The 11,847-nt window shown below is 29.4% G+C and carries 14 protein-coding genes; 7 read left to right on the forward strand and 7 right to left on the reverse strand.

The window, feature by feature from the left end:
- The first annotated feature begins 16 nt into the window (after positions 1–16).
- The 6 genes from AJ939_RS00500 to AJ939_RS00525 are packed head-to-tail and all read left to right on the forward strand — an operon-like array spanning position 17 to position 5,637.
- Entirely contained in the window at positions 17–328 is a 312-nt protein-coding gene (locus tag AJ939_RS00500; protein WP_002855438.1) for a hypothetical protein, read from the forward strand.
- Complete coding sequence (gene mshL / locus AJ939_RS00505; RefSeq protein ID WP_044779973.1) at positions 306–1,718, forward strand: pilus (MSHA type) biogenesis protein MshL; 1,413 nt, start codon at positions 306–308, stop codon at positions 1,716–1,718. Before AJ939_RS00500 ends, mshL begins: the two co-directional genes overlap by 23 nt.
- On the forward strand, positions 1,711–2,319 hold the full coding sequence (locus AJ939_RS00510; protein WP_002921280.1) for an ATP-binding protein: 609 nt from the start codon (positions 1,711–1,713) through the stop codon (positions 2,317–2,319). The genes mshL and AJ939_RS00510 overlap by 8 nt, the downstream gene beginning before the upstream one ends.
- Positions 2,320–2,322: 3 nt before the next feature.
- A complete protein-coding gene (locus AJ939_RS00515; RefSeq protein ID WP_002921278.1) occupies positions 2,323–2,910 on the forward strand; it encodes a hypothetical protein in 588 nt (195 codons plus the stop codon).
- A complete protein-coding gene (locus AJ939_RS00520; RefSeq protein WP_070275965.1) occupies positions 2,900–4,459 on the forward strand; it encodes a GspE/PulE family protein in 1,560 nt (519 codons plus the stop codon). The genes AJ939_RS00515 and AJ939_RS00520 overlap by 11 nt, the downstream gene beginning before the upstream one ends.
- On the forward strand, positions 4,456–5,637 hold the full coding sequence (locus AJ939_RS00525; protein ID WP_002870890.1) for a type II secretion system F family protein: 1,182 nt from the start codon (positions 4,456–4,458) through the stop codon (positions 5,635–5,637). Before AJ939_RS00520 ends, AJ939_RS00525 begins: the two co-directional genes overlap by 4 nt.
- Here the strand turns inward: AJ939_RS00525 and AJ939_RS00530 are convergent.
- From AJ939_RS00530 to AJ939_RS00560, 7 genes are all read right to left on the reverse strand, one after another.
- Positions 5,630–6,394 (reverse strand): TSUP family transporter, encoded by a 765-nt coding sequence (locus AJ939_RS00530; protein ID WP_002855301.1) that lies wholly within the window; start codon positions 6,392–6,394, stop codon positions 5,630–5,632. The genes AJ939_RS00525 and AJ939_RS00530 overlap by 8 nt on opposite strands.
- A 3-nt stretch (positions 6,395–6,397) precedes the next feature.
- Positions 6,398–7,162: a TIGR02757 family protein gene (locus AJ939_RS00535; RefSeq protein ID WP_044778882.1), complete on the reverse strand. Its 765-nt coding sequence runs from the start codon at positions 7,160–7,162 to the stop codon at positions 6,398–6,400.
- A 16-nt stretch (positions 7,163–7,178) separates the two neighbouring features.
- Positions 7,179–9,005, reverse strand: coding sequence for a flagellar hook-associated protein FlgK (flgK, locus tag AJ939_RS00540; protein ID WP_070252595.1), 1,827 nt, complete (start codon positions 9,003–9,005; stop codon positions 7,179–7,181).
- A gap of 9 nt (positions 9,006–9,014) precedes the next feature.
- Positions 9,015–9,449, reverse strand: coding sequence for a flagellar protein FlgN (locus tag AJ939_RS00545; protein WP_044778880.1), 435 nt, complete (start codon positions 9,447–9,449; stop codon positions 9,015–9,017).
- A gap of 40 nt (positions 9,450–9,489) precedes the next feature.
- A complete protein-coding gene (flgM, locus tag AJ939_RS00550; RefSeq protein ID WP_002779262.1) occupies positions 9,490–9,687 on the reverse strand; it encodes a flagellar biosynthesis anti-sigma factor FlgM in 198 nt (65 codons plus the stop codon).
- Between the two features lie 62 nt (positions 9,688–9,749).
- Complete coding sequence (locus AJ939_RS00555; protein ID WP_002862122.1) at positions 9,750–10,091, reverse strand: hypothetical protein; 342 nt, start codon at positions 10,089–10,091, stop codon at positions 9,750–9,752.
- The gene (locus tag AJ939_RS00560) at positions 10,091–11,137 is read right to left on the reverse strand and encodes a flagellar basal body P-ring protein FlgI (RefSeq protein WP_002870893.1); all 1,047 of its coding nucleotides are present in this window, start codon (positions 11,135–11,137) and stop codon (positions 10,091–10,093) included. The genes AJ939_RS00555 and AJ939_RS00560 overlap by 1 nt, the downstream gene beginning before the upstream one ends.
- Before the next feature lie 169 nt (positions 11,138–11,306).
- Here AJ939_RS00560 and AJ939_RS00565 point away from each other — a divergent pair.
- The coding region (locus AJ939_RS00565) for an AMP-binding protein (RefSeq protein WP_148124043.1) at positions 11,307–11,847 on the forward strand (541 nt) is incomplete at its 3' end.

The raw sequence follows: 11,847 nt of genomic DNA on the forward strand, positions 1-11,847 counted from the left end.
TATTTTTAGTGCTACATTGTGTTTTAGCACTTTGTTTGCACAAGATAATTTTGAAGAGTATTTTAAACTTATAGATAAAGAAAATCGCATAAATTTTAATACTCTTCAAAACCCATTTGTGAATCCTACTTTTGAAAAATTAAGACATATTAAAATTACTGCAATTATGCTTGATAAAGTAAAAATTTATGATCGATGGTATAAAAAAGGTGATATGATTGATGATGCTATAATATATGAAATAAATACTAAAGAGATTAAATTCCAATATGATAATTTAGAAATTGCAATCCAAATAAATAAAAATGATAAGATTAATATTAATTAACATTCTTTTTTGCCATTATCTTTATGCTTTAGATTGTCAAAAGCGTCTTTTTGATATCAGTATTAATGAAAAATTAAGCATACAAGAAAGTCTTGATGAGCTTGCAAAATATTGTTCTTTTAGTATTATTGTTAAAGATAAAATTGCCAAAGAAAAATTAGAAACATTGCAAAATTCTGTCAATATTCATCAAATGAGTTTAGACGAAATTTTTAATTTTTTTATCAAAGAGCATGATCTTAGCTATGATTTTGATGGTAAAATTTTAAGAATTTCAGGTATTAATACGAAGATTTTTAAGATAAGTTATATCACTTCTATCAGAGAAGGACAAAGCATAACTAAAGCGTCTGTAGACGCTAAACCAAGGCAAAGTGAATATAGCGGTAGTTTTGATGATGCAGAAGACAATATGATTAAAAGTATGGAAAAATTTGATTTTTGGCAAAATATAGAAAAAGAGATTATTGTATTATTAAAAAATTCTCATGAAGATTATGAGGCTAAAACTCCCATCATAAATCCCAATGCAGGTCTTATTATAGTAACTGGAACAAATTCTCAGTTAAAAAGTGTGAAAAATTATTTGCAAAAACTAGAAAATCGTCTTAAAAAACAAGTTATTATCGATGTTAGCATACTTGCTGTGAGTTTAAATGAAAGCCATTCTAGTGGGATTAATTGGCAAAATTTTAATATAGGTTTAAATTCGCAAGTAAATAATGAAAATTCTTTTATTCAGTTTCAAAATGGGCAAGGTTTTGTTAAGAATTTGGGTTTAAGGGCGAATTTAAATTTTGATTCTATTATTAACTTTCTTTCTCAAAATGGAAAAACTAGCGTGCTTTCTAATCCAAAGCTTATGGCTTTAAACAACCAACAAGCCATTATTTCTGTAGGCGATACTATAAATTATCAAGTCAAAGAAAGTTCTAAAGGTACTGAAAATGGGACTACTGTTAGTGAAAGTTATAATAATTATTCTATTTTTATAGGCATTTTACTCAATATCTTGCCTGAAATTTCTGATGATGGAAAAATAATGCTTAGAATTAATCCAAGCTTAAGTGATTTTAAGTATCCAGAAGATAATAAACGACAAAAAGAACCAAGAACTATTGCTCCTGATACCATACAAAAAAAGCTTTCTAGTGTTGTGCAAGTAGAGAATAATCAAACTTTAATTTTAGGTGGATTGATTTCTCACGATAAATCTAATGAGAAAAATTCTATCAATTTTCTATCAAAAATTCCAATTCTAGGTTCTTTGTTTAAAGGAGAAGTTTTAAATTCTAAAGCAACCGAAATTGTTTTTATTATCACTCCAAGTATAGTAGATAGTGTAAACGCTCCAAGTCTTAAAGATCTAGGATTTAAGCATTATGAGTAAAATTATTCCATTTAGAGAAGAAATTTTTCATCAAATCAATCAAATTTTAGAAAGCCAAAAAGCTTTTATTTTTTTATGGGGAAAAAGTGGTAGCGGTAAAAGTGTATTGTTGCAAAGATTGGCAAAAAAATATAATGTTGATTTTATTAATGAAAATTTTAAAGATCAGAGTTTCTTAAAAGAAAAAATTGAGTTTTTGATTTCACAAGGTCAGAGTTTAATCATTCTTGATGAAGTAGGAATGTATGATTATGCAATGCTAGAAAGCATTAGGATTTATAGTGATTCTATAAGTTTTGTTTTAAGTTCTCATAAAAAGTTAAATATACTTAAAAAAGAGCATTTTAAAAGTCGTTTAAGTGCTTGTTTTGAATTGAAAAATATTAGTCTTTTAGAGCTTGATGATTATATTAAATTGAAATTCGGAATGAATTTTTCAAATAAATGTCTTAAGTTTTTACAAAAAATTTCTCAAGGAAATTTAAGATATATTGATAAAACTTTAAAAAGTTTTTATGAGATAAATAGTTTTTTTGATACAAACAAAAGTCAAGAGTATATTTTAAAGCTTAGTGCTTTAGAGAATGGCTTATTAAGGTAAGGTATGCAAGAAAGAATTAAAGAACTTGAGCTTAGGTATAAATATTTTTTACTTAAAAAATATTTAAAATATTTATTTTTAATTGTTTTAATCTTAGTGATAGCATTTTGTTTTTTTGTGCTAATGCAAAAATATAATAAGCAAAAAAATATTTATTTGCAAGCTATTGAACATAAAAAGCATTTAGAGCAAAAGATTCTTCAAGCGCAAATTTTACAAGAAAAAAATAAGATTTCTAGGGAAAAGTTATATAAAGAACTAGAAGAAGTTAAAGCGGTGCGGGAAAATACACACATTAGTAAGATAGAAATTGATTCTAAAATTTTAAATATTTCTGATTTAAAAAAATCTTTTTATCAAAATCCAAGCTATGAAAAGGCATTAAATTTAGCTAAGAAGTATTTTGATATTAAAGCTTATCAAAAGACAATATTTTGGGCTTTAAAAGCCAATGAACTTGACAAGCAAAAACAAGATTCTTGGCTGATTTTTGCTCAGGCTAAAAGAGCTTTAGGTGAAGAAAAAGAAGCTCAAAGTGCTTTAGATGCTTATATAAATTATTATGGTTTAATGGAATTAGATGGAAAGTAGAATGGATAAAATTTTTCAAGCTTATATTGATAATGAAATAAGTCTTGATGAAATTTGCACTAAATTTAATATCACTTCTTGGGATTTTTTTAAAAAATTAGCAAATTTTTGTAATTTACATTTTGTTGATTTAGATGAAGATAATGATTTTATTTATGAAGGTATACCTTTTTCTTTACTTTTAAAATTTAAATTTCTGCTTATTAAAAATAATGACGGCTTTATGATTATTAGATCCAAACCTTGTTCTTTAGAGCTTTTAGAGCAAGTTAAGACTTTTATGATTTGTGAAAAAATCGTCACTGCAATTGCCGATGAATTAAAGATAGCTAAAATTTTAAATCAAATTCGTATTCAAGAGGAGATTAAAAGATTAAGCATTAAGCTTAGACTTGAATGGCAAGAAAATCAAAAAAGAGATGATCAAAGTTGCATCAGTCAAATTTTTGATTTTTTATTACATGAAATTTTATCTTTTCATGCGAGTGATATTCACATAGAAGCAAGGAATGATGATGCTTTGATTAGGTTTAGGGTTGATGGAATTTTGCGTGAATTTGCTATTTTTGAGAAGGATGTTTATGAAGCTTTGGTTTTTCATGTCAAATTTTTAGCTTGTTTGAATTTAGCTGAATCAAGAAAAACACAAGATGGAAGTTTTGAATTAGATTTTGAAAATGAAAGATATGATTTTCGTGTTTCATGTTTGCCTTTGATTTATGGCGAAAGTGTTGTTATAAGAATTTTAAAACATGATAAAGAAATTTTGGATTTGTATAAACTAAATCTTGGAAATAAAAATTTAGAAATTTTAAAAAAGATTTTACATCGTCCCAATGGAATGATTTTATTAACCGGCCCTACTGGCAGTGGTAAAAGTACAACTTTATACGCGTGTTTAAATGAGTTGAAAAGTATTGAAAAAAAGATTATTTCAGCGGAAGATCCTATAGAATATAAAATTCCTTTAGTGCAGCAAATTTTGCTTAATTCAAAAGTTGGAGTCGAGTTTAATAGTATTTTAAGAGCAATTTTAAGGCAAGATCCTGATATTATCATGATAGGAGAAATCCGCGATGAAGAAAGTTTAGATATTGCAATTAAAGCTTCTTTAACAGGTCATTTGCTTTTAAGCACCTTGCATACTAATGATGCTCTTAGTACCATTGATAGGCTTTTGGATATGCAAGCAAAAAGTTACTTGATAGCATCGGCTTTAAGTCTTGTTATAGCACAGCGTTTGGTTAGAAAACTTTGTCCTTGGTGTAAGCAAAAAAGCAAAAAACATTATATTGAATTTGAAGGTGAATTTTTTGAACCAAAAGGATGTGAGCGTTGTCATCATAGTGGATTTTTTGGCAGAGAATTAATCGCTGAGTGCTTAGAGATCAATGAAGATTTAGCTTGTGCAATTAGGGAAAATCAAGATAAAACGATTTTAATGGAGCTTGCAAAAAAATATGGCTTTCAAACTATGTTTGAACAAGGTTTAAAAAAAGCCAAAGAAGGTCTTACAAGTATAGATGAGCTTTTAAGGGTTGTAAGATGAAATTTTATGAAGTAGAATTTCTTAAAAACAATCAAAATTATACAAAAACTATAAAAGCTGAAAATTTAAATACAGCACAAGCAAAAGCCTTATCAAAGAATTGGAAAATCATTGATATAAAAGAAATTCAAAAATCTAATTTTCAGAGATTAAAAGATGAAAATTTTATACTCTTTTTTAAAGAGCTGGCTTTGTTGTGTGAAGTTGGATTAAGTGTTCAAGAAGCGATTAGAGAATTATATCTTATGCATTCTTGCAAGATTATGAAAAAAATATTAGACAATTTAATTTTAGCTCAAAATCTAAATCAAGCTTTTGAAAATGCTAATTTTGGATTAAATCGTGCGGAGTTAGCCTTGATTAAAACGGCTGAAAAGACAGGAAAAATCAGCGAAGTGTTTAGTCAAATTTCTAAACTTCGAGAAAAAAGCTTAGAGAGTCAAAAACAATTAAAAAAGGCTTTTAGATATCCTACTTTGGTTTTTTTAAGTATTATCGGAGCATTTTTGTTTTTAATGCTTTTTGTAGTGCCTAATTTTAAAGATTTATTTGAAAATTTAGGCGCGAGTTTGCCTTTTATCACGCATGTAATGTTAGAAATTTATAATTTTTTAGATGGCTATGGAATTTTTTGCATATTTTTGTTTGTTATTTTTATTGTTATGCTTATTTTAGCTTATAAAAATTTTCATTCTTTTGCTTTTTCTTGCGATTTTTTATTTTTAAAAATACCTTTGATTTCTCGTTTGATTATTTATAATCAAAATTATTATTTTTTTATGGTTTTTTCTTTACTTTTAAAAAATGGAATTTCAATATCTAAAGCTTTTGATTTAGCTATTATAGGGCTTGAAAATAAATTTTTAATTTTTCAGTATAAAAAACTTTTTAGTTTTATAGATTCTGGTCTTGAGTTAAGTCAGGTTTTTAAAAAGATTGATATTTTTGATTCTTTGGTATTTTCTATGCTTAGTGTCGCGATGAAAAGTGGAAGACTTGAAGTATTAAGTGAAGAAATTGCCAAATATTATCAACAAAAAAGCGAAAATTTGATGGATAGATTTTTGGTTTTTTTAGAACCTATGATGACTTTATTTGTAGCGCTTTTAGTTTTGTTTTTGGCTTTAGGTATATTCTTACCTATGTGGGAGCTTAGCTCAGGGGTCAATTTTAACTAAAATAATCCCAAGCTACTTTAATGATAGTAGCTCCTACAACGATTAAAAATAAAGTTTTTATAAACTTTCCATTAGTTTTTAACACAAGTTTTGAGCCTAAATAAGCTCCTAAAACTTGTCCTACACCCATAAGCAAACCTACAGCCCATAAAAGTTCGTACTGCCATAAAAATATAGCAAGAGCAATGATATTACTAGTGAAATTTAAAATTTTAGTATTAATGCTTGCTTTTCTCATATTAAAACCTAGTAGCATCACACAAGCAAAAATCCAAAATGAACCCGTTCCAGGCCCTAAAAATCCATCATAAAATCCTAAAGTTAAGCCACAAATTAAATGAAAAATTTTGATATTTTTTATTTTAGGTTCGCTTTCGTGTTTACCTAAGTTAGGACGCAAGGCTGTATATAGGAAAGTAAGAGTTAAAAAGATTAAGATAATAAGCTTTAATTGCTCATCTTTTACAAAAAGAACGCTATAACTTCCTATAGCTGCTCCTAAGGCTGTAAAAAAAACACCCCAAGCAAGATGAGGTAGAGTGGTGGATTTAAAATAAGTTAAAGTAGCCGTAAAAGAACCAAAGACGCTTTGGAGTTTGTTTGTTGCTAAAGATAAATGCGCAGGAATCCCACAGGCTATGAGCGCTGGTAGAGTAATAAGCCCTCCTCCACCTACAATAGAATCTATAAAACCAGCAAAAAGAGCTACAAAAAAAAGTATGAAATAATAAATTGTATCTAAGTGCTCAAAGCCCATTTTTCACTCCTTAAATTTGTCAATTTCCTTACTTTGCCCTAAACGATAGAGTGCAAAGTCATATTTTATGGGATCATTTGCATCTAATTTTTTTAAATTTTGCGTGAGTTCTAAAACACTTTTATAATCATATATTTTACGCTTTAGAAGTCCTAAAGTCAAGGAAATTTTATGTGTATGTGTATCAAGTGGAATTAAAAGATCTTTGGTGTGAATTTTGGTAAAAAGTCCAAGATCAAGTTCATCTTTTCTAACCATCCATCTTAGATACATATTATAGCGTTTAAGAGGTGAAGTAGGGGTGTTTTGCCAAATTTTTCCAAAGAAAAAATCATACCCATAACTTGAATATGAATTTAAGGTTTTGATTTTTTGCATAAAAGCTAAGATGGCATCTGTGGTATTTTCTCTTTTTTGATAGGCTTGATAAAAAAGTTCGTAGAGTGAAATTTCATTTTTAAGTCTTGAAAGAGTGATAAAAATTTCTTGTATATCTTTCTCATTTTGGAAGCGGTATTTTAAATTTTTAAGTTCTTTTTTTATTTGTTTTTCTTGAAGGTTTAATAAAGAAAAATCAAGTTTTTTTAGAAAATTTACTATATTTTTAGCATTTCCATAGGCAAATAAAGCACAAATTAAGGCAGTAAATTCATCATTGTGAATTTTAGCAATTTGCAAAGGATCTGGAGTTTCAAAAAGGGAATGATTGGTGTTTTTTTGATTGGCTAAAAAATCAAGCTTGGCTTTAAGATGGATAAAATTTTTCACTTGATATTACTAGAGCTTAAGATTTAAGTCCTAGTAAGGTATCAAGCATTTGATCTACAGTTGAGACGATTTTTGCTGCAGCACCGTAACTTGATTGGTATTGTATAAGAGCGGCTAATTCTTCATTTGTATTTACGCCACTTTTAGATTGGTATTCGCTATAAACAGAATTATAAAGAGTTTCATTGCTTGAATTTACAACATTGTTATTTTCACCATCTGAGGCTATTTTACCTGTAAGTTTGCGGTAATATTCTTCCATAGTAAGATTATCGATAGTACCATCTTCATTATAAAAATTAACTTTTTCATATTGAAGTTGGATGATTTTATTTGCCATGTCATTGCCACTATCAACCCCATTTGAGCTTGCTCTTACTGTGCTTGGATCATTTAAGATAGAATCTTTTACTTTCATGTCACTTGCATCAGTTCCACTGAAAAAACCACCTATGCTAAACGCACCTGCGAAATTTGTGCCCTTATCTTCAATGGCTACTTTAAAACCTGATTTTGCATTGATTTGAAATAAACCATCTCCAGTTTTTGCATCGTAGCTAAAACTTGCATTGATATGATCATCAACATCATTATTTGCATTGTGATCGTTATTATCATCTGTATTAGCATTGATTTGACGCATGATATCATTCATGGTTGTATTTACATCTATGGTGATGGTTTTGGTGAGTTTTTTATCGCCTTTATCATCATAAATGACTATATCAAAACTTCCTGGTTGTATGGTTCTGTCGTAATTAACTAAAGGAATATCTCCCTTAAGTCCAGATAGATAATCAGAAGTAACAGAACTTTTCGCAGAACTCGCATAAAGATTGTTAGTTTCGTTGATCATGGTCTTAGCAAAAGTATCTAAAGAATCCATATAACCTTGGATAATTCCATCTTCATATTTTCCTTCGCTTTTGCTATAGTTTCTACCGCGTAAGTCAAGTTGAGCACCAAGCTGTCCACCGTTAATCTTTGCAGTAAGATCGCGAACTTTTTCATCAGGAGTTTCATAATAAATGCTATAAGATTTATTCTTATCATCATAATCAAGCTTTAAAGGATGAAAATTTATCCCATCTACTATACTAAAACCTTCTATACTTAGATTGTATTGATGTCCTGGATCAGTGATGGTTGTATCAAGGCGATTGTCTTGATTGATTTCATTTTTGCTTGCAACTGCACTAACTAGCTTTGAAAGAGTAAGCTCAAGCTCATCTCTTCTATCCCTAAGCTCATTTGCGTGTTCTGTTGGTAAGGCTTCTTGTCCATAAATTTGTTTATTTATAGTGGCAATTTCTTCACCGATTCTATTAATCTCATCAACCGTATTTTTAATATCATCATTTACTTTTTTTTGGATTTTATCCAAGGTTGCAAAAGTGTTATTAACGCTTTCTGTTAAGGTTTGAGAAGCTTTTACAAGGGCTATTTTTGTGGCATTTTCATTGGGGTTAGATGCAAAATCATTCCAAGCTTTGTTATAATTTTCTAAATCTTTCAAAATTCCAGTATTTTGTAAGTCTGGAAAACGCTGAGCGATTTCTTGTAAGGTTGAAGCCATATATTTAGTGTATTCTAGTTGGTTTGATGCACCTTTTAATTTATAGTAAGAATACTCATCATGCAAACGCACTATACTTTCTATAGCAGTTCCTGTGCCTACTTGAACTCCACCTGTGGTAATATACCCATTTGTAGTTTGCACTACTCTTTGGCGTGTATAAAAAGTTGCATTAGCATTTGAGATATTATTTCCAGTTGTTGCGATTTGAACTTCGCTTGCCTTTAAGCCTGTAACACCTGTGTATAATGTTCCAAAAATACCCATTATAAATCCTTATACATTGATCTTGAAAATTGACTCTGGATTTGTCTTTTTATCTCCATAAGCATTATTTGTTCCATCATTGATATCAAACATTTTATTTACTAAGCTATCAAGAAAATCTTTGACAATAAGAACAAATTTAGCATACTCTTTGTTTTTACTATGAAGGTTTTGAAGATTTTTTTTAAGTAGATCTAGTTTTTGTTTATCTTCATTATCTAAGAGTTCACTAAGCCCTTTTGTAGAGCTATTATTTAGCTCAACCAAGGCAACATCAAGTTGTTTTTTAGCTGTAATAAATTCGGCGATAAGTTTGTTTTTTTCTTCTACACTTGGCGTTACACTCTCATGTTTAGCCACTTTGATATTTTCTATATCTTCTTCGGTTAAAGCAATAAGTTTTGCTAAGATAGCATTTACTTCATCAAGTCTTTGTTTAAGCATATTTTCTCCTTTTCTCTCTCAAAAAAAGGAGAATGAAAATTTAGATTAAAGAGTCAGCAATCGCAGCAGCTGTAGCTTTTGTATCGATTTTATAAGTACCGTTTTTAATCTGCTCTGCGATTTTACTCGCTTTATCATTTTCCGTTTTTTGAGTATCGTTTGTTTTTGTTTCTTTATCTATTCTATTTGTATTTAATGCGGTATTTGCCACATAACTTTGTTGTATAGGATTGATCATTTCTGCCTCCTTGATCTTAGTTATAATCCTCTACAAACTATATCGACCCAAATTTAAAAAACTTAACCCCTTTCTTTTAAAAAATCGTATAATAATTTTGAAAAACCCATACCTCCACTTAAAGCTTTACTCATGGTATCGTTATACATGGAAGAGTATATTTCATCGCTGGCATCTTTTCCAAAGAGTGAATTTTGACTTTTTAAAGATACATCTAAAACTTGCTTTAAAAAAAATGCTTCAAAAGCATCCGTTTGTTCTTTTAAGGCTTCATCTTCTTTGCTCTTTGTAACTATATCATTATCATTTATTTTGATGCTTGATTCTAAACTTCTTGCTTTAGCTGCACGATCAAGTAAAGCACTATTCATACTATAAGTATTTAAAAAATTATCGATTTTCATTAGATGATCTCCAAATCCGCGTTAATTGCACCTGCACGCTTTAAATTTTCCATAATAGCGATAATGTCATTTGGGGTTGCTCCAAGTTTGTTAAGCATTCTAGCTATATTTGCAACTGTGCTTTTTGCATTGTTGATTCTTAAGGTATTTGAACTTGGATCTACAAAACCACCGTCTTTCATATCGATTTCATTTTGATTAGCTACTGAGTTATTATTTGGATCTATTTTTATGGTGATATCTTTATGAGTGATTAAAACAGGTTCTACCTCTACATCAACTCCGGCGATCACTGTTCCTGTTCTTTCATCAATGATAACTTTGCTTTGTGGTTTATAAGCTATATCTTGTTCTAAAACTCTTGCCATAAAATCAACATTTGAAAGATCTTCAGGTTTTTTGAGTTTTACTGTGCGAGAGTCGATGGCTTTAGCCACTTCTTCGCCAAAGACAGTATTTAAAACTCTTTCTATATCGTTTGCGGTTTTAAAGTCTGCTACTTTTAAGCTTAAGGTTAGATCATTATTTTGACTAAAATTTTGTGGAATTTCTCTTTCTACATTAGCTCCGCCCATTACGGTTGCAGCAGTTGAGTGAGAACCTGCTCCTCCTGGTCTAGGTGTTAAACCTCCTGTTGAGATAGAGCCTTGTGCTATAGCATAAATTTCACCATCAATCCCACGAAGTGCAGTCAGTAAAAGTGTTCCGCCTTGTAAAGATTTTGCATCACCCATAGATGAAACGGTAATATCAAGTTTATCTCCGCTTTTTGCAAAGGCTGGAAGTTTGGCTGTAACCATAACAGCTGCGGTATTTTTTGATTTGATATCGTTAGGATCTACTTTGATATTCATACCTTGCAAAAGGTTTGAGATGGATTGTAGTGTAAATTTAGAGCTTGTTCCATCGCCGCTTCCATTAAGCCCTACAACAAGTCCATAACCTATAAGTTGGTTATCTCTTACACCTACAGTGTTTGCTACATCCTTGATTTGTACTGCAAAAATGCTTGTCATAAAGAGTAAAAATATCGTTAAAACTCTCATGGATTCTTCCTTTAATCTATTGTTGATGATAGATCAAGCAAGAAGTGTTCCAAGTAAGTTAAGAAGCGTAAAATTTAATGTTTGTTGAATTAAATCTTTTTTATTTTTTTATAATTTATTTAATTGTAATTAGTTATAAATATGTTATACTAAATAAAAGGAGCCATAAATGACAACCCATATCTACGATTTTTTAGAAAAAAATTTAATCAAATTTAGTAAAAAAACTGCCTTTATTGAACCTTTTGCCAAAGAAAGAAAAGAAATCACTTACAAAGACTTTAATCTTTTTTCTAAAAAACTAGCCAGTGAAATTTTAAAAACTTTAGGAAATGATAACCCTACTCAAGCTCCTGTTTTAATCATCTTGCCTAAAGGGATTGATTGTTTAATTTCATTTTTTGGAGTGGCATTAAGTGGAAATTTTTATACCCTTTTAGATGAAAAAAGTCCTAAAGAAAGAGTAGAAAAAGTTATAGAAGTTTTAAAACCTAAACTTTTTATCACTTCAAAAGATTTAGAATTTAACTTAGATTTGCCTACGCTTTATACACAAGACTTTGAAAGTTTTAATATAGATGAAAGTTTAATAAAAACTGCAAAAGAAAAACACATAGATACTAATTTACTCTATGTTCTTTTTACCAGTGGGAGTACAGGCATTCCTAAAGGAGTAAGCATAGCACATAAGAGTGTGATTGATTATACTT

Origin of the sequence: Campylobacter sp. BCW_6889, assembly GCF_001762535.1 — a bacterium.
GTDB classification, from domain to species: domain Bacteria; phylum Campylobacterota; class Campylobacteria; order Campylobacterales; family Campylobacteraceae; genus Campylobacter_D; species Campylobacter_D jejuni.

Bases quoted from the DNA above. Each gene is read 5' to 3' on its own strand.
- AJ939_RS00545 (WP_044778880.1), bottom strand. From the start codon at position 9,449: ATGCTTAAACAAAGACTTGATGAAGTAAATGCTATCTTAGCAAAACTT.
- AJ939_RS00525 (WP_002870890.1), top strand. From the start codon at position 4,456: ATGAAATTTTATGAAGTAGAATTTCTTAAAAACAATCAAAATTATACA.
- AJ939_RS00510 (WP_002921280.1), top strand. From the start codon at position 1,711: ATGAGTAAAATTATTCCATTTAGAGAAGAAATTTTTCATCAAATCAAT.
- flgK (WP_070252595.1), bottom strand. From the start codon at position 9,005: ATGGGTATTTTTGGAACATTATACACAGGTGTTACAGGCTTAAAGGCA.
- AJ939_RS00515 (WP_002921278.1), top strand. From the start codon at position 2,323: ATGCAAGAAAGAATTAAAGAACTTGAGCTTAGGTATAAATATTTTTTA.
- AJ939_RS00560 (WP_002870893.1), bottom strand. From the start codon at position 11,137: ATGAGAGTTTTAACGATATTTTTACTCTTTATGACAAGCATTTTTGCA.
- mshL (WP_044779973.1), top strand. From the start codon at position 306: ATGATAAGATTAATATTAATTAACATTCTTTTTTGCCATTATCTTTAT.
- AJ939_RS00555 (WP_002862122.1), bottom strand. From the start codon at position 10,091: ATGAAAATCGATAATTTTTTAAATACTTATAGTATGAATAGTGCTTTA.
- AJ939_RS00520 (WP_070275965.1), top strand. From the start codon at position 2,900: ATGGAAAGTAGAATGGATAAAATTTTTCAAGCTTATATTGATAATGAA.
- flgM (WP_002779262.1), bottom strand. From the start codon at position 9,687: ATGATCAATCCTATACAACAAAGTTATGTGGCAAATACCGCATTAAAT.
- AJ939_RS00530 (WP_002855301.1), bottom strand. From the start codon at position 6,394: ATGGGCTTTGAGCACTTAGATACAATTTATTATTTCATACTTTTTTTT.